Source organism: Azospirillum soli (genome assembly GCF_017876165.1).
In the GTDB taxonomy this organism is placed as follows: Bacteria; Pseudomonadota; Alphaproteobacteria; order Azospirillales; family Azospirillaceae; genus Azospirillum; species Azospirillum soli.
Window position 1 is genome coordinate 48929 of the sequence record NZ_JAGINQ010000029.1, and the last position, 18938, is coordinate 67866.

Genomic DNA, 18938 nt, shown 5'->3' on the forward strand with positions numbered 1-18938 from the left:
TGCCCCTCGGCGGGCCACCTGAAACACCTAGCAAGTTCCGCGCCAGACTCCGGGGCCACGTCAAGGACAGTGGCCCCAAAGCCGCCGCTTCAGCGGATCAGATGGCAACTGCCGTTGGTGGCCACTCGGTCGCGCCAATAATCAAGCAAGTCCCGCATGGTCTTTTCGAAGCTGATCTCCGGTTGCCACCCCGTGTGCTCCCGGAATCGGGTGGTGTCCGGCACTTGAAGATCAGCATCGATTGGGCGCAAGCGGCTCGGATCGACTTCCACTTTGATGCGATCACGAGCGGGCGACATGCCGATGAGCGCGTCCAATATCTCTCCCACAGTACAGCTGTGGGTCCCGCCGATGTTGTACACGGAACCCGCGATCGGATTGACCGTGACCAGCATATAATATGCACGCACGGCGTCGCGGACGTCGGCAATGGTGCGCAGGGACTTCAGATTGCCGACCTTCACGACCGGATCGGCATGGCCGGCTTCGATGAGCGCGATCTGTTTGGCGAAGCTGGACTCCGCGAAGACATCGCCCCGTCGTGGCCCGGTGTGGGTGAACATGCGGGTGGTCAGCACCGTCATGCCGTAAGCCTCGGCAAAGAAGCGGCCGACCAAGTCCGTCCCGACCTTCGAAATCGCGTAGGGCGATGCCGGGTGGAACGTGCAATCTTCGTTGATCGGCAGCTTTTCCTTGGAAACCCGTCCAAAAACCTCCGACGACGAACAGACGTGCACGACGGCATTGGGCGCGTGATCGCGCAAGGCATTCAGCAACCTTTGCGTGCCGAGGATATTGACGTCCAGGGTATCTACCGGAGCGTGAAAGCTCGTTTTCGGAAAGCTCTGCGCCGCAAGGTGGAAGACATAGTCGGGCCGCGCTTCCTGTACCGCCCGCCTCAGGGATGCCTCATCCCGCAGGTCACCATCCACGAGCCTGACGCGGTCACCGCGGTTGATCCTTGGAATAAGCGACGCGATGTTGTCCAGAGGACTGCGCCAACGCGCAAGGCCAGCAATCTCCCAATCCGTTCGCTCAATCAGAAACTCGGCAAGGTGGGAACCAACCATGCCGGTTATTCCGGTAATCAACGCACATGGACGGGTCATTGAAGCACTTTGCAAAGCGAGAGAAACGGGACGAGAGCAAGAACAAAAGGCCCCCGAGTGGCACGCAACGATTAAACAGAGGAATATCTGTATTCACCTTGGAACACAACGATAAATCAATAGATTAACCCCGTGCCTCGACAGTTGCCTTAGAAAGCATATCGCACAACTCACCGAACAGCCATTACGGCCGCCAACCAATGGCAGCAGAAAATCACACCAACGGCATGAGCTTATTCATGAAAAATTGTTAACGCACAGCGGTTAACAATTCATGAATTCGGGTCTGATGGCAGACAGGGCCGATTCAAATGAACAGATTGAACGAACCCAGTAGCTTCTGCGTGCCGGTCTGCCCAGTGGGAATGGACTTCATACTGGCCGCCGCTTGGTTCAAACCATCGAGCATCGCCTGCTGTCCGGCCGACAACGCAAAGGGACTGTCGCCCTTCCGGGGCGCCTTGGCCACCGTGTCGTAGTCTTGGGTATAGCTGCCCATGCTGAATTGGATGGCGTAGTTTTTTGTCTCTTTCGCCGATTCGCCCTTATCGCGGCTGATGCGCACGGAATAATCGCCGCGATCAAGCGTAAGCTCACCTTGCATCAGGCTTTTGAAATTATCGTAGGTCTTACCGGCCTTCTGGTCGCTGTCCGCAATGACCGTGCCGTGCTTGGACATCAACTGGACATGCACGCCCTTGTCGCCAATCTGCCCCATCGTCGCCTCACCCTTGCTGGTGACGCGGAATTTGTAAAAATCGACGTTGTCATTCGCGTTCAGCGAGCCGATAACGTTGAGGCGAGTCGTGTTTTTGGCAAGGATGCCAATGTCGGTCGCGAACGCCCGGCTGTCGGAGGAGGACTTGCGGACGTCCTTGCGGAATTCCTGGACGTTGGCGGCGGCGGCGGCCTGCGCCTCCCTTTCCGCTTTCACGCGTTCAATGGCAGAGTTGATGGACTTGTTAAGGTCCGAGACCATTTGGCTGACGCCGGCCATTCCGTCCGACATGGCACTCTCTCCTTCAAAGACGCGGAGCGACCTCCTCAACACTACGCTACGTCGAACACTGTTAATCGACAATTAATTTTTGAGGGGGCGCACTGCGGCCCAAACGCGCAATCGACTGTGCCGCCCGAAGCAGCGCATCGTCAAGACCACCTCCCGGTTCGGGGGAGATCAACCGCATGGCGGGAAACCACGGCCGGACGCCGACGCCCAACCGTGACCAGTCGTCCTGCCCGCCGATCCGCCACACCGGCGTGCCGAGCGCGCCCGCCAGCTCGCCCACCGACGTGGGAGCGGCGAGCACAAGGTCGAGACCTGCGATCAACGCGGCCAGCCCCTCCAGATCGTTTTTCAGATCGAGGTCCGCCCAGCGGTGAATGACCACGCCGAAGCGTCGCTCCGCCTCCGCGATCTCAGCCGCGCAGTCGCCGTATTGCAGGTTGACGAACCGCAGGCCTGGGACGGCGAAGACCGGCCCCCACTGGTCCAGCCGGGTGTAGGCCCCCGCCCGCTCCGCCGTGACAAGGCCGCTGCGCCATCCGATTCCGACGGTCAAGCCAGGACCGAGCACCGACAGCCGCTCGCGCCACCGCGCGGCCAAGCCGGCCTCGGGGGTCAGATAAGACGCACGCACCGGAAAATCGCTCCGCCGGCTCCGCAGCCGGCTCGCCACCGTCCCCATCGGGACGTGCAGATCGCAATCGGACGGAAATTCCGTCGCGGCGCGCACCTCGGCACCGGAAAGAGCGCGGGCGAACAGCGGAACGAGCCGCGGATCGCATTCCACGATCAAGCGCCCACCAAACGTCTGCAGGTCCGGCAGGGTGGAGCCGAACATGATCTCGTCGCCGAGGCCCTGCTCCGCCCACACCAGAAGGGTTTTGCCGGCGAGGTCTTCGCCATGCCATTCAGGAACGGGAAACACGCGTTGCGGCCCGGCTTCACCCCCCGCGAAACGCTGCCCATAGTCCGCCCAGCCTTGCTCCAGATCGCCCCGCGCCAGCAACAGCAGCGCGCGGTTCACCCGTGCCTTCGATTGTGACGGATTCACGATCAACGCGCGCTCCGCCAAGCGCTCGGCCAGGACCGCACGCCCCCGCACCTGCTCGGCGTGGCCGAGATTAAGATACGCGTCGGCGAAGTCCGGTGCCAAGGACAGCGCCAGGTACTGCACGGCGATGGCGTCGTCCCAACGCGCCTCTCCCGCCAGCGCAGTGCCCAGGTTCGACCAGGCCTTGGCGTGGGTGGGGGCAACGCGCAACGCACGGCGGTGGTTCCGGATCGCCTCCCCAAAGCGGCGGAGCGCCTTCAACGCCGCGCCGCGCGTGGTCCAGGCGCCGGCAAGGTCCGGCTTCAGCAGCAACGCCGTACCGCAGGCTGCGACCGTCCCGTCATGCCGCCTCAGGCGCAGCAGGGCAGCACCCAAGTTGCCCCAAGTCTCCGCCAGCGTCGGACGCAGCCGCGCGGCACGGCGATGACAGACGACGGCTTCCCTGACGGCACTGCTGTTCTGCAAGCTGACGCCCAGGTTGTTGAGCGTCTCCGCGCCGGCCGGAGCGAGGGCCAGCGCCCGGCGGTAGCACTCGTCCGCTTGTGCGAAACACCCCTGCGCGCTGAGCGCCAATCCCAGATTCGTGTGTGCGCTGGACCGCGTCGGTTCGGCCCGGAGGGCAAGGCGGTGCCAGCGTTCCGCGCCGGCCGGATCGCCGTTCAGGCGCCGTGCGGCCCCCAGAAGGTCGAGCGTCGCCGCCCGCCGACCACCCAATTCGACAGTGCGTTCCAAGCTTGCCGCCGCTTCGGCGTAACGCCCGCGCTGGAACAGAATCTTGCCAAGGCCGGCGTGCGCCTCCGGGTCGGACGACGCCAACGCCACCGCCTCGCGGTACTGCTCCTCCGCCTTTGCAAGTCGGCCCAGGTCGGAGAGCAGGGCGCCCAGGCCCATGCGCGCGTCGGGCGAACCCCGATCGCGGGCAACCGCTTCGACAAGGCAGGCAAGCGCCTCGTCGAACCGCCCCTGCGCGTGGAGAACGGTGCCAAGATTGCCAAGCGCTTCCGGGAAGTCCGGCCGTTGGGCCAAGGCAGCGCGGTAACGGGCTTCCGCTTCGGTAAGCCGGTTAAGCTCCTGCAACGCGCTGCCCAGACCGTTGAGCGCGTCGGGATAGTCGGGCCGCAGGGTCAGCGCGCGCTCGTAGTGGATCACAGCTTCGTCGGGGCGGTCGAGCGCCTGGAGCACGGAACCAAGGTTGCCGTGATACTCCGCCACGTCACGCTGGGCCAGGGCGCGGCCGATCAGCTCCGCCGCCGCGTCGTGCCGGCCGATCTGATGCGCCAGCACGCCCATGAGATGCAACGCGTCGGGATGCTGCTGGTCCCGGTCGAGGACACGGCGGTAGAAGCGCTCGGCGGTCGGAAGGTCGCCAGCTCGGTGATGCCGAAGCCCCTGCGCCAGCAAGTGCTCCGCTTCCCGTCCGTCGATGGAATCAGGGCAAGAGGGGGTGGGGAGCGTGGTGGGGGCGAGCGCCTGCGCCATCTGCGCCAGCACGTCGCCCAACGCCTCCCCCGCACGCGGTTGGAACAGCCTTTGGGTCGGGAACCATGGACGCGCGCCGGTGCCGAGCTGCGTCCAGTCCCGACCGCCGAAGCGCCACACCGGGACGCCCAGCGCCCCAGCCAGTTCGCCCACGGACATGGCCGGCGAAATCACCAGATCGAGAGCCGCGATCAGGCCCGCCGTACCGTCGAAATCATCCTTCAGATCGAGATCGGCCCAGCGGTGAATGCGCACGCCGAACCGCCCCTCGACGGCGGCGAGTTCCCCCTCGCAGTCGCCGTACTGCAAATTCACGAACACCACGCCTGGCAGGGTGAACAATGGTTCCCACTGGTCCAGCGCGACGTAGGCGCTCCGCCGTTCTTCGGTGATGAACTGACTGCGCCAGCCGATGCCCACCTTCAGCCCCGGTCCCAGAGACGCCAAGCGGTCGCGCCACAAGGTCGCCTGCACGGGATCGAAAACCAGCCAGCCCGGCCGTGCCGGAAAGTTCGCCAACGCTGGACGGAACACCCGCGCCAGCGACCCCATGGGAACGTGTAGATCGCAGTCGCGCAAAACAGTCGGCTCGCGCACCGACGCCTTCGGGAAGGATCGCGCGAACAGCGGTACCAACCGCCTGTCCACCTCGATCACCACGGCGCGGGCACGGACGATGACATCCTCAAGCATGGAAGCGAACAGGATGGTGTCGCCAACCCCCTGCTCCCCCCAGACCAGCAGGCGCTTGCCGGTCAAATCCTCGCCGCGCCACGCAGACATCGCGGGCTGCCGCCCTGCCCCCACCTGCCCAGAAGCGAAACGCCAGCCATAGCCGGGCCAACCCTCGGTCAGGTCGCCTTGCTCCAGACGGAGCAGCGCGCGGTTGAAATGGGCCAGCGCCAGTTCGGGCTGAAGGGCCAGCGCTCGACCATAGGCCGTTTCGGCCGCCACCCGGTCGCCGAGCCGTTGGAGCGCCAGCCCCAGGTTGCTCAGCGCCTCGGCATAGGCGGGGTTGAGGGCCAGCGCACGGCGGAACCAGCGCGCCGCCTCCGCGTGGTGGAGCTGCCCCTGCAGCGCATGGCCGTAGTTGTTGTTGGCCGCGGCTTGACTCGGCATCAGCAGCAGGGCTCGGCGGTGACAGCGTTCGGCTTCGGCGAAGCGTTCCCGCTGGCGCAGGCCGTTGCCCAGGTTGGAGTAAACCTCCGCCCGGCCAGGCTCCAGCGTCACCGCCATCCGCCAGCAGGCCAGCGCCGCGTCCAAGCGGCCGTGCGCCTTGATGGCGTTGCCAAGGTTGTTCCAGGCGGCGGCCATGTCGCCCCGATAGGCCAGCGCCGCGCGATGGCAGGCTTCCGCTTCAATCGTCCGGCCCTGCGCGGCCTTCAGCGAACCCAGATTGTCGTAGGCTTCGGCGTAGTCCGGCTTCAGGGCGAAGGCCGCTTCGAAGCAGGTGACGGCATCCTCGGGCTGGCCGATATCGCGCAGCAGAAGGCCGAAGTTGTTGAGCAGCAACGGGTTCTGCCCGTCGAGGCGCAGGGCTTCCGCGTAAGCGTCCGCCGCCTCGATCAGGCGCCCCTCGGCGTGCAGCGCGCCTGCCAACGCCATCAACGAACCGGCGTCGGCGGCTCCCCCGCGCGCCATTGCCTGCCGCAGGGCCTCGTCGGCCTCCGCCGACTGGCCGAGCTGGCGCATGGTCACCGCCATGTTGCTCCAGGGCCTGGGATCGCCGGGCAGCAGCTCCGCCGCGCGGGCATGGGCCGCCAGCGCCTCTTCGGGGCGGCCGAGATCCTGAAGAGCCGCGCCCAGATTCAAGTGCGCATCGGCGAAGTCGGGGCGCAGGCGCGCGGCCTCGGCGTAATGGGCGACGGCCTCCGAAACCCGACCCAAGGCAACCAGCACCAGGCCGAGGTTGAAGTGGGCTTCTACATAGTCGGCGCGCAAAGCCAGCGCCCGTCGGTGGCACGCCGCGGATTCATCCAGTCGTCCCAACGCGGCCAGAACGAGGCCGAGATTGCTGTGATAGTCCGGGATGCCGCTTTCGATCCGGATCGCCTCGACGATCAACGAGGCCGCCTCCTCGTGCCGGCCCCGCTGGTGGATCAGCACGCCCAGCAGGTGCCGCGCGTCGGCATGGCCGGGGACCATGTCCAGAAGACGGCGGTAGAGTGGTTCCGCCGCGTCCAGCCGCCCTTCCCGATGGTGCCGGAGGGCAGCGGTCAAAATCTCGCCCGGCGGCTGATTGTTCTGGCTCACGCGGCTCCTCGCGCGAGTTCGCGGGCGACCTGCGCCAGAGCATGGTCGATGCCCTGCCCGGCTTGCGGCTGAAACAGGCGCATGGTCGGGAACCAGGGGCGCACGCCCGCGCCGAGTTGGGTCCAGTCCCGCCCGCCGACCCGCCACACCGGCACGCCAAGCGCGCCCGCGGTCTCGCCCACCGACGATGCCACCGTCACGACGAGGTCAAGCGCGCCGGTCAGCGCCGCCGAACCGTCCAGGTCATTGTAAAGGTCGATGTCGGGCCAGCGGTGCAGGCGCACACCGAACCGGGACTCGGCGGCGGTGATCTCGTCCTCGCGGCCATCGTATTGCAGGTTCACGAACCGGACACCCGGCGTGGCCAGCACCGGCGCCCATTGGTCCAGACGCGTGTAGGCGGCGCGGCGCGCGGCGTCGGCGCGGCGGCTGGTCCAGGCAATTCCGACCTTCAATCCGGGGCCGAGCGCCGCCAGTCGCTCCCCCAGCAGCGCAGCCCGCAACGGGTCGGGCCGCAGCCATCCGGGTTGTGGCGGAAAGTCCGCCAAGCGGCCACGGAGCAGCCGGGGCAGCGTGCCCATGGGAATATGCAGGTCCACGTCGCGCGGGTTTGCGGTCGGGGCGCGCACCGCCGCCGTGGGGAAGGACCGCTGGAGCAGAGCGATCAGCCGGGGATCGCATTCGATCACCACGCCCCCGGCGCGGGCAATTAGGTCGGGCAGGACAGAGCCGAACATCAGCGTGTCGCCAAGGCCCTGTTCGGCCCACACCAGGATGCGGCGGCCCGAAATATCCTCGCCCTGCCATTCGGGCATCGAAAGCCGTCTTGCCGTTCCCAGGGCGGGCGAGGCGAAGCGGTGGGCGTAGTCGGCCCAGCCCTGCGCCAACCGACCCTGACGCAGGCGCAGGATGGCACGGTTGAACCGGGCGACCGCCTCACCCCGGTCGAAGTCCAGGGCGCGGGTGAAGCTGGCCTCGGCCGCCGCCTCGTCTCCCCGATCCTGAAACACCAGAGCGATGTTGGCGTGCGCCGCCGCGTAGTCCGGCCGCAGGTCCAGTGCCCGGCCATGCAACTTTGCCGCTTCGTCCAGCCGGCCTTGCAGGCGCCGGACGTTGCCGAGATTGGTCAGCGCCTCGGGCATTAGCGGAGAGAGGCGAGAGGAGCGAGCGTAGGCGTAGGCCGCCTCGTCGATGCAGTCGGCGGCCTGGAGGAGCAGGCCGTAGCCGTTCCATGCACCGGCGTCGGCTGGCTCCACCACCATGTAGCGGCGGTAATAGGGAGCGGCGTCCGCGTCGCGTCCGGCGCGCTGGTAGGCGCCGGCCAACGCCAGCAGGGCAGGTCCGTGCGCCGGTTTCCGCGCCAGCGCGTCCTGCAAGGTCGCGACGCCCTCCGCGATGCGGTTGAGGTCCAGCAGGGCAAGGCCAAGAGCGGCGCGCGCCTCGACAAGGTTCGGGTTGCGCGAGAGGGCCGCCCGAAGGAGAGGTTCCGCCTCGGAGGAACGGTCGAGTGTACGCAGCACGGCACCCAGATTACCCTGCGCCTCCGCATAGTCGGGCCGGCCGGTCAAGGCCTCGCGGTAGGCCGCCGCGGCTTCCTCAAACCGTTTCTGCGCGCCCAGCGCGTTGCCCAACGTGTTGGCCGCCTCCGGAAAGGAACCGCGCAGGCGGAGCGCCTTGCGGGCGGCCTCCTCTGCCTCCGTTGCGCGGCCCAGGGCCTGGAGCGCGAAAGCAAAATTGGCGTGATAGTCGGGGGCCGAACCGTTGCCCGCCACCGCCTGCCCGATAAGCTCCACAGCCCTGTCGAAGCGGCCGGTCTGACAGGCGATCATGCCCAGCAGGTGCAACGCGTCGGGATGCCGGGGATGCGCACGCAACGCCTGAACGTAGAACGCCTCGGCCTCGGCCAGCCGGCCCGCCTGATGGTGCTGGACCGCCTGGGCCACTAGGTTGGCGGCCGGAGAGGGAGCGTTCCCCCTCGCTTGCGACGCTCTGCGATCCCTGCGGTTCATCCGGCTATCCACGTTTCCCACGGAGGGTACCGATAGCACGATCATGGGCCTGGGGCATGCGTCGAGTTGCGCAAATTCCGCGACGACTCGAACATGCGGCAGCGTCACCTCAAGCGGTTTCAGGCCCCGCTTGCGTCCACAGCCGGCCATCTGGAGCAATGGGACGGAATGCGTGCCTGCGCGCCAGCAGGCCGGTCCACCACGCCCGATACTCCTTGTCCGACCGGACACCGACCTCGTCGGGATGGTGCCGTGTGCCGACCTCAAGATAGGCGTCCAGGTTGGTCAGATCGGGGCGAGGCAAGAGCCCGTTCTCGCAATCGCTCCACATCTGCCCGAACAGTTCCTCCAACTTGCGCACCAGCAGTGGCGTGTCGAAGAGTGTGCAACGGTCGCGTTGCGCGGACAACCGCTCCCGATACGACCGAAGCACCGCCCGATCCCGGCCCAAGGCCACGGCACGGCCGACATATTCGTCCGGGGAGGTGCAGACGAGTTCGGGAAGACCCGCACTGCGCAACAGGCTGCCGCAGACGCGAGAGGCGAAAGATCGCCCGCTCAGCGTCAGCATCGGAACTCCCATCCACAGCGCGTCGGATGCTGTCGTGTGCGCTCCATAGGGCATGGTGTCGAGGAACAGGTCCGCCAACGGATAGCGCGCCAGGTGATGCGCGTTGGCCATCTTTTCCGCGAAGATCAGGCGTTCCGGCGCGATGCCGCGCAATGCGGCGAAGCTCCGGAGCCGCTCGTGCACCGCCGCCTCTCCCGCCAGAAGCCAAAGGACGCTGCCCGGAACCCGATCCAACACGGTCAGCCACTGTTCGAACGTAGGCCGGGTCAGTTTGTGCAGACCGTTGAAGCAGCAATAGACCATCCCGTCTTCGGGAAGCCCGACATCGGTCCTCGACGGCGACTGCGGCGCCACGACACGTTGCCGGTCGTTGGGCTGATAGCACGGCAGGCGAAGCACCTTTTCCGAATAGTAGATCTCGTCGCCCGGAGGGATGATCCAGTCATCCGCGATGATGTAGTGGTGATAGGGACTGCCCATGGTTCCGGGAAAGCCCAGCCAATTGACGATCACCGGAGCTGGCCGCAACGCCAGCAGCTTGGTCCGTCCATCCCGCGTGTAGCCGTTGACGTCCACGAGAATCTGGATACCGTCGTCGGCGATCCGTCGGGCGGCCGTGGCGTCGTCGAGATCGCTGATGGGGACCCAGTGATCGACGGTGGCCTTGATCCGCTCCTGCAACGGGCCGCCCAACGCTGGACCGCAGTAATAGGCGAACACCTCGACCGCGTCCCGATTATGCAGCCCGAACACCTCCGCCGTCAGATAACCCACCGCGTGATCGCGCAGATCCGAGGACAGATAGCCGATGCGCAAGCGGCCACCCCGGCGCCCTTCGCGCGCGGCCCAATGGGAGGTGATCAGCCCTTCGCCCGGCGCACCGACGTCACGCAGGTTGTAGTTCCAGGCGGCCGCCAACTGCAGCATTGGATCGTCGGCATAGGCCGCCATGGACAGCGGCGACATCCCGCTCAGCAGCGCCTCGCGGCCGACCCGCTCCCACGGCTGGACGACCGGCCACTTGCACTGGCGCTGGCGCAACGCGAGGTAATGCTGCATCGCCTCCCGCTGATCGCGGTCGATGTCCAGGGTCTGGCGCAGCATGGCCTCCGCGGACTCATCCTGTTGGTTCTCCTCCAGCACACGGGCGATCTGGTTCAGCGCCGCCGCCTTGTGGGTGATGGCGTTTCCGTCCACCGCCACCAGCCGATCCACCAAACTCGACCATTGGAGAACCGCCCGCCCGGCATCGCCCAACCGTTCGTGAATTCTCCCGAGGTTGATGTAGGCCGGCATGAAATCGGGGTTGAGGAGCAGCGCGCGCTCCAGGCAGTCGCGCGCCGCGTTCAGGTCTCCGCTGTCGGTCAAGACCACGCTGTGATTGAACAGGACCGCGTACAGCAGCTGGTTGTCCGCGTTGTGGGAGACCCACGTCTCGTAAAGGGACAGGACTTCGCCGATGCCCCTTGTGGCCCTGATCTCCTCCGCGGTGCGGATCAGATCCAAGACGCTCAGATCGCGCCCTCTCGGACGGTTCAGCGCCGACGACAAATTGTCGCTGTTCATAGGTCCTGGTTCCTACTTTTCCCTTCGCCCCTTAAAGCGAACTTGCGTTCTCTTCAGGTTCATATGGCCTCATCCGCCGGCTCTCAGCTTCGCCGACTCTCAGCGGAAACTTTGTTTCCGTGAATTGAAATCCGCTTCAATTAAGCCAGGGCGGCGTTCATGGACGCTATCTGCTCCGGCGTCATGCCCGCGATCTGCGTCGTGGTGAAGGCGCCAAGCTGCGTTGCCCCCAGCGCTCCGATCTGCGCTTCGGTCAGAGCGTCGATGTTCGCGTCCGTCAGCGACGCCACCTGCGTGGTCGTCAGTCCGGCAAGCTGGATCGGGCTCAACGCGCCGATCTGCGTCTCGGTCAGTCCGGTGATCTGCCGGGTCGTCATGGCGCCGATCTGGGTCATGGTCAGCGCGGCAAACTGCCGGCTGCTTAACGCCTGCAAGGATGTGGTGGCGAGGTTGGTGATCTGCGTCGTCGACATGGACCCGATCTGCGTCGTGCTCAGCGCGCCGATCTGGCTGGTCGAGAAGGCGCGCAGTTGCACCCGTCCCAGGCTGTTGATCTGCGTTGCGGACAGGGATTCGATTTGTGTGCCGCTCAGCGCGCCGATCTCGGTGGCGGTCAGCATCATCAGTTGGGACCCGCGCAAGCCGTCGATCTGGGTCGTGGTCAGCGAAGCGATCTGCGCCTCCGTCAAGCCGGTGATCGCGGACGTGGAAATCGCGCCGATTTGCGTCGCCGTCCAGCCGGCGAGTTGGGTCGTCGTCAAGCTGCCCAGCGCGGTCTCGGTCAACCCGCTGATGGCCGAGGTGGACAGAGAGGCGACCTGCGTCGCGGTCAGAGCGGCCAACTGACCGGCGGAAAGTGCCGTCGCCCCGCTGGCGCCGAGAGCGCTGATCTGCGTGGTGGTCAGCGCGGCCAACGTGGTGGTCGTCAGCCCGCCGATCTGGCTGGCGGACAGCGCGCCGACCTGCACCGTGGTCAGGCTGCGCAGCTGGGTGGTGCTGAACGCGCCGATCTGCGTCTCGCTCAGCCCGCTGATGCCTGTGCTCGACAGCGACGACACCTGGGTCGTCGTCAGGCTTTGCAATTGGGTCGTGGTCAGCGCCGCCATTCCGGCCGGGGCAATGCCGCCCAGTTGCGCCGCGGTCAGCGCGGCCATCCCGGTGCCGGGCAGGCCGGCGATCTGGGTCGCGGTCATTTCACCCATCTGGGTTGCCGTCAGACCGCGCAGCTGCGTCGTGGTCAGCGCTGCGAGCTGCGCCCCGGTCAGGGCGTCGATGCGCGTGGCGGTGATTGCCCCCACCTGCCCCGCCGTCAGGCCGCGCAGCTGTGTCGTGGTCAGTGCCGCGATCTGCTCCTCGCTCAACCCGCTGATGCCGGTGGAGGACAGCCAGCCCATCTGGGTGGAGCTGAGCTGCGCCATCTGGGTCGTGGTCAGCGCCTCGACGCCAGTGGCGCTCAGCGCGCCGAACTGGGATGCGTTCAGGACGGACAGTCCCGTGGTGGTCAGGCCGGCGATCTGGGTCGTGGACAGCCCGGCCAATTGGGTCGCCGCCAAGCCGCGCAGTTGCGTGGTGGTCAAGGCGGCGAACTGGCCGGCGGTCAGGCCGTTGATGGCGGTGGTGGACAGGCCGCCCAGCTGCGTGGTCGTCAGCGCGTTGAGCTGCGTGGAGGACAAGGCCTGCGCCTGCGTCTCCGTCAGACCGCCGAGTTGGGTCGCCGTCAGCGCCGACAGTTCAACGTTGGTCAAGGCGCCGAGCTGCGTGCTGCTGAGCGCCGCGATTCCGGTGGTCGCAATTGCGCCGAGTTGGGCCGTCGTAAGGGCGGTCAGCTTATCGACCGCCAAACCGGCGACCTGTTCGGTGGTCAGCGCGCCAATCTGCGTCGTGGTCAGGCCGCGCAACTGGGTCGAAGACAAGGCGTTGAGCTGGACCGTGGTCAGGCTCTCCAGGGTCGAGTTGGACAGCCCTCCGATCTGCGTCGCCGTCAGCTGCCCAAACTGGGTGGTGGAAAGCGCGCCCACCTGCGATGGGGTGAACCCCTTCATCTGGCCGGCGGTTAGCGCCGCCAAAGTCGTGGCGGTCAGGCCGGAGACCTGCTCGGTCGTCAGGGCAGCCAGCTGCGTGCTTGTCAGACTGCGCAACTGCGTGCTGGTCAAGGCGGCGAGTTGGGAGTCCGTCAGGCTGTCCACCGCGTCTCCGGTCAACGCGCCGATCTGGGTCGTGGACAGCCCGGAAAGCTGGGTGGCGGTCAGCGCGGCGATCTGCGGGTCGGTCAGCCCGCCAAGCGCCGTGGCGGTCAGCGCCCCAAGCTGCGTCGCCGTCAGGGCGGCGAGCTGGGTCGTGCCGAACGCGCCAATGCCCTCGGAGGTCAGCCCCATCATCTGGGTGGTCGTCAGGGCTGCCATCTGCGTTGTCGTCAGACTGCTGAGCCCGGTGCCGGACAGGGCGCCGAACTGCGCCGCCGTCAGGCCCCGCACCTGGGTGGTGGACAGGGAGGAGATCTGCGTGGGGGTGAGCGCGCCGACCTGTGTCGCGGTCAAACCGCTCATCTGGGTCACCGTCAACACGGCCATCTGGGTTGCGGCCAGCGCCTCGATCTGGGTGTCCTTCAGCCCGCCCAATTGGGTGGGCGACAGCGCGGTGAACTGGGTGCTGGTCATGGCGCCCAGCTGCGTCGCGGCCAACGCGCCCATCTGGCCGGAAGCCAGTCCACGGAGCTGCGTCGTGGCCAGCGCCATGACGCGCGTCTCCGTCAGTCCGGCGATCCCACCGGAGGACAATCCGCCGATCTGCCGGGAGGTCAGCGCGCCGTACTGAGCATCGGTCAGGGAGCCCACCTGCGTTGCGCTCAGACCGCTCATCGCGGACGTGGACAGCGAGGCGATCTGGGTGGTTGTCAGGCCGGCAATCTGTGTCGTGGCCAGCGCCTCGGCTTGGGTTGCCGTCAGGCCACCCATCTGGGTCGAGGTCAGGGTGTTGAACTGGGTGGTGGTCAGGCTGCGCACCTGAGCGGTGCTGAGCGCGCCGATCTGCGTCGCCGTCAGCGCCCGCAGTTGCGTGGTGGTCAGGCCGGAGATCTGTGTGTCGGTCAGACCGCTGATGCCATCGCCCGAGAGGGCCGTCAATTGCGTCTCGGACAAGGCGGAAAGCTGCGTCGTGCTCAGCGCGCTCACCAGCGTCGTCAGCCCGCCGAGCTGGCTGACGCTCATCAGGCTGAGCGCGGTGGTGGTCAGCGCCTGGAGCTGCGTCTCCTCAAGCGCGCCCACTTGGGTGGCCGTCAGCCCCCGGATCTGAACGGCGCTCAGCGCGGATACCTCGGTGGTGGTCAGCGCGGCGATCTGCGAGTTGGTCAGCGCGCCGATCTGCGTCGAGGTCAATCCGCCGAACTGCGTGTCCGTCAGGGCGGCAAGCTGGGTGTCGGCAAGGCCTCGGACCGCCTCTGAGGACAAGGCCGCAATTTGTGTCCGGCTCACGGCATCGAGCTGGGTTGCCATCAGCGCCGCCACGCCCGACGCGGTCATGCCGCCGATCTGCGTGGTGGTGAGCGAGGCCATCAGCGTTACGGTCAACCCATTGATCTCATCGGGTGACAATTCGCCGATTTGGGCCGCAGTCAAACCACGCAGCTGGGACGTCGTCAGCGCGGCCAGCTGGGTCGCCTTCAGCCCGTCGATGGAACCGGCGGAGATCCCCCCAACCTGCAAGCTGCTCATGACGCCGAGTTGAGTCGTCGTCAACGCCGCGACGCCGGTTTCCGTCAGGGCGCCAAGCTGCGCGGGGCCGAGCGCCGCAACCTGGGTCGTCGTCAGGGCGCTCACGGCCTCTGGCGCGAGAGCGGCGAACTGGGTCGAAAGCAGCGCGCGGACCTGAATGGTGGCCAGGGACGCGACGGCGGTCGGCGTCAGCCCGCCGACCTGGGTGGCGGTCAGGGACGTCAACTGGGTCGAGCTGAGCGCGCGAATCTGCGTGGAAGACAGTGCACCGAGCTGCGTCTCGCTCAACTTGGCGATCACGGACGAGGACAGCGCGGCAACACGGGTCGTGGTCAAGCTGGCGAGCTGCTCGGTGTTGAAGGCGCCGGCCTGCGTGGCGGTGAAGCCGCTGATCTGGGTGGTGGTCAGTCCCGACAGGATCGTCGTGGTCAGGTCGCCGACCTGCGTACCGCTCAGGGCTCCGATCTGCGTTGCCGTCAGGGCGCCCAGCTGCGTCGTGGTCAGGCCGGCCATCTGGGTTGCGCTCAGGCCGCCGATCCCGGTGCCGGACAGCACGCCGATCTGCGCCGTGCTCAGGGCTCCGACCTGGGTCGCCGTCAGGATTCCCATGAAGGAGGTGGACAGGCCGCTCAGCTGGGTGGCCGTCAGGGCCGAAACGCCGGTGGTGGACAGGGACTGAAGCTGCGCGGTGTCCATGACGCCGAGTTGGGCGACGGTCAGCCCTTGCACCTGGCTGGTGGTCAGCGCCGCAATCTGCGTCGTCGTCAGCGTGGCGATCTGAGAACCGGCCAGGGAACCGACCTGGGTCGCGGTCAGCCCCGCGAACTGCGTGTTGGAGAGAGCCGCAATCTGCCCTTCGGACAAGCCGCGCAACGCCGTGTTCGTCAGCGCGCCCATCTGGGACGCCGTGAGCGCCCCGAGCTGTGTCTCGGTCAGGCTTTCAAGGGCGGTGGAGGTCAGTCCCTTGACTTGGGTGGTGGTCAGCGACGCGATCTGCGTGGCCGCCAGCCCGTCGAGTCCATCGACGGACATCTCCGCCATCTGGGCGGCCGTCAGCCCCCGGATCTGCGTGGTGGTCAACGACGCAACCTGGGTCTCGGTCAGGCTCTTGACCCCGATGGAGGTCAAAGCGCCCATCTGGGTCCAGGTCAGATGGTCGAGCTGTTCCGTCGTCAATGCCCGGATGCCGGTCTCCCGGAGGCCGGTGACCTGCGTTGCGCTCAGCGCCGCCATTTGGGTCGAGGTCAGGCCACCGACGCCCTCCGAGGACAAGGCCCCCATCTGGGTTGCGCTCAGCCCCCTCAGCTGCGTGGTCGTCAAGCCAGCGACATCGCTCGACGTCAGGGCGCCGATTTGGTCCGTGCTCAGCGCCCCGATCTGGGTCGCCGTCAGGGCATTCCTCTGGGTTGTCGGAAGGGCCCCGATCTGCTCGGGCGTCAGCCCGCGCACGCCGGAGGCGGACAAGGCCGCCATCTGCGCCGTCGAAAGCCCGCCGAGTTGGGTCGTGGTCAGTGCCGCGACCTGCGTCGCCTGCAGGGACGCGACCTGGGTCGTGGTCAGCGCCGAAAGCATCGTCGGCGCCAGGGCGGTCACCTGATCGGTGCTCAACGCGCCGACCTGCGCCGGGGTCAAGGCGCGGAGCTGGGTGGTGGTCAGCCCGTTGATCTGCGTTTCGTCGAGACCGCGAATCCCCGCATCCGACAGGGCCGACAGCTGCGTTGTGCTGAGCGCGGCGAGCTGAGCGCCGGTCAGCATGGCGGCCACGGTCGTCGTCAAGCCCCGGAGCTGGGTCGTGGACAGCGAAGCGATGTCGGTCGTCGTCAGCCCCTGGACCTGGGTCTCGCTCAAGACCGCGAGCTGGGTCGCCGTCAGGCTCTTGGTCTGGGCGTCGGTCAGGCCCGACAGCTGGTCGGTGGACAGGCTGTCCACCGTGTCGGTGCTCAGGGCCGAGATCTGTTGCGTCGTCAGGCCGCGCAGCTGGTCGGTGCTCAGCGCCGCCACCTGCGTGTCGGTCAGGCCCCCGATCGCCGTAGTTGCCAGCCCCCCCATCTGCGCCGAGGACAGGGCAGAAATCTGGGTGGTGGTCAGCGCCTCAACCCCGGCAGCGGTCAGGCCGCCCAGTTGCGTCCGGGTCAGCACCGCAATCTGGGACGTGGTCAGGGCACCGATTCCGGTGGCCGTCAGCGCCGCCATCTGCCCGGCCGTCAGGCCCTTTACCTGGGTGGTGTTGAGCGATTCGATCTGCGCGGCGGTGAGGGCGCCGACCTGCGGCCCAGTCAGCCACGAAAGCTGGGTCGAGCTGAGGCCGCCGAGCTGCGTCGTGGTCAGCGCTTCCAGCTTGGGCGCGGTCAGCGCGCGAAGCTGGGTCACGTTCAGCAGGGACATCTGGGTCCCCGCGAGCCCGCTCATCCCATCGTCGGAAAGGGAGGCGATCTGCCCCGCCGTCATCCCGCCGAGTTGCGTCGCCGCCAAGGCCGCGACCTGTGTCCCCGTCATGCTGGCGGCGGCGGTTGAGGTCAACGCCGCCATCTGCGTTGCCGCCAAAGCCTGAATCTTGGCGGTGGTCAACGCGCTCATCTGCTGCTCGCCCAGGCCGCGGATGGCCGAGGTGGACAGCGCCCGCAACTGCGCCGTGGTCAGGGCGCCGACCTGCTCCGACGACATAACCGCCACTTGGCCTGACGTCAGGCTGGCGATCTGCGTGGTGGTGAGCCTGCCGATCACGTCGCTGCTCAGCCCGCCGATCTGGGAGGCGGTCAGCGCAGCGATCTGCCCCACGGTCATGGAGGCAACCTGCGAACTGCTGAACGCCTCCAGCGCAGCGCTGGTCAGCCCCTGCGCCTGCGTGGCGGCCAGCGCCGATATCTGGGTGGCGCCAAGCCCGCTGACTTGGGTGGCCGTCAGCGCCGCCAGCGCGGTCGGGGTGAATCCCTTCATCTGCGTGCCGGTCAGACCGCCCAGCACCGTCCCTGCAAGCTGACCGGCCTGCTCGGCCGTCATCGCGCCGAACTGGGCGGCGGTCAGCCCGGCAGCCTGACTGCGCGTCAGAAACGCGATTTGCTCCCCAGTCATTCCACGGATTTGCGTGGTGCTGAGGGCGCCGATCTGCGACGTGCTCAAACTGCCGAACTGCGTCGTGCTCAGGCCGCCGATCTGCGTTTCCGTCAGCCCCGCCATGGCGGTGGTGGTCAGCGCCGCCAGCTGGGTTGTCGCCAAGGCCGCGATCTGGTCAGCGTTCAGCGCCCGGATGCCGCCTGCGGACATCCCGCCAAACTGGGTTACGGACAGCGCCGCGATCTGTGTGGGCGCCAGGCTCTCGACCTGAGTCGGCGCCAACGCGCCGACCTGGGTGGAGGTCAGGACCGCAAACTGCGTCCCCGGCAGTGCGGCCAGGGCGCTCGCGGTCAGCCCCCGGATGGCGGTGGCGGACAGCGCCGTGAATTGGGTCGGCGCGAGGGCGGCGAGTTGAGTGCCGGTGATGACCTCCATTTGATCGCCGGTCAACCCGGACGCCTGGGTGGTGGTCAGCGCCGCAAGCTGCGTCTGCGTCAGCGCCTGGAACTGGTCCGTGCTGAGGCCCGCGATCTGTGTTCGGGTCAGACCGGAGATCTGGGTGGTGGTCAGATCGTCGATGTCGCTGACCGACATGCTCCTGATCTGGTCCGTGCTCATCGCCGCCATCTGCGTTGCGCTGAGCCCGCTCATCTGCGCGGCGGTCATGCTCGCGATGTTCGTGACGCTCAGCCCGCGGATGCTCGTGACGGTCAGTGCCCCCAATTGCGTGGAGGACAGGACCGCCATCTGCTCCATGCTCAACGCCATCACCCCAGTGGCGGTCAAGCCGGACATTTGGCTGGTGCTCATCGCCGCCACGATGTCCGTTGCCAAGCTGGCGACCTGCGAGGCGCCCAGCGCGGCGAAATGCTCCGCTCGCAGACCGGACAGCTGGGTGGTGGTCATGGTCGCGGCCACCGTGGTTGTCAGCCCGCGGATCTGGGTGGTCGTCAGAGAATCGAGTTGGGTGGAGGACATAACCGCGAACTGCGTCGGCCGCAGCGCCACAAGCTGCATCGATGTCAGACCGTCCAGCTGCGTCGTGGTCAGGGCGGCGACCGCTTCGGAGGACAGCCAGGCGACCTGACCGGGCCGCAACGCCCCAAACTGGGTCGAGGTCAGAGCGCCGA

The 18938-nt window shown here is 67.1% G+C and carries 6 protein-coding genes; all 6 read right to left on the reverse strand.

Going from position 1 to position 18938, the window contains the following annotated elements; translation table 11 throughout:
• Positions 1–89: 89 nt before the first annotated feature.
• On the reverse strand, positions 90–1109 hold the full coding sequence (locus J2852_RS27810; RefSeq protein ID WP_209881980.1) for a GDP-mannose 4,6-dehydratase: 1020 nt from the start codon (positions 1107–1109) through the stop codon (positions 90–92).
• A 307-nt stretch (positions 1110–1416) separates the two neighbouring features.
• Entirely contained in the window at positions 1417–2118 is a 702-nt protein-coding gene (locus tag J2852_RS27815; RefSeq protein ID WP_209881982.1) for a hypothetical protein, read from the reverse strand.
• Positions 2119–2179: 61 nt separating this feature from the next.
• The gene (locus J2852_RS27820) at positions 2180–6898 is read right to left on the reverse strand and encodes a tetratricopeptide repeat protein (protein ID WP_209881984.1); all 4719 of its coding nucleotides are present in this window, start codon (positions 6896–6898) and stop codon (positions 2180–2182) included.
• The gene (locus J2852_RS27825; protein ID WP_343206837.1) at positions 6895–8841 is read right to left on the reverse strand and encodes a tetratricopeptide repeat protein; all 1947 of its coding nucleotides are present in this window, start codon (positions 8839–8841) and stop codon (positions 6895–6897) included. The genes J2852_RS27820 and J2852_RS27825 overlap by 4 nt, the downstream gene beginning before the upstream one ends.
• 175 nt (positions 8842–9016) lie before the next feature.
• Positions 9017–11044 (reverse strand): O-linked N-acetylglucosamine transferase, SPINDLY family protein, encoded by a 2028-nt coding sequence (locus J2852_RS27830; RefSeq protein ID WP_209881988.1) that lies wholly within the window; start codon positions 11042–11044, stop codon positions 9017–9019.
• 140 nt (positions 11045–11184) lie between these two features.
• Positions 11185–18906 carry a beta strand repeat-containing protein gene (locus J2852_RS27835; RefSeq protein WP_209881995.1) on the reverse strand — a complete coding sequence of 2574 codons (7722 nt, stop codon included), beginning with the start codon at positions 18904–18906 and terminating at the stop codon, positions 11185–11187.
• Positions 18907–18938: the final 32 nt, after the last annotated feature.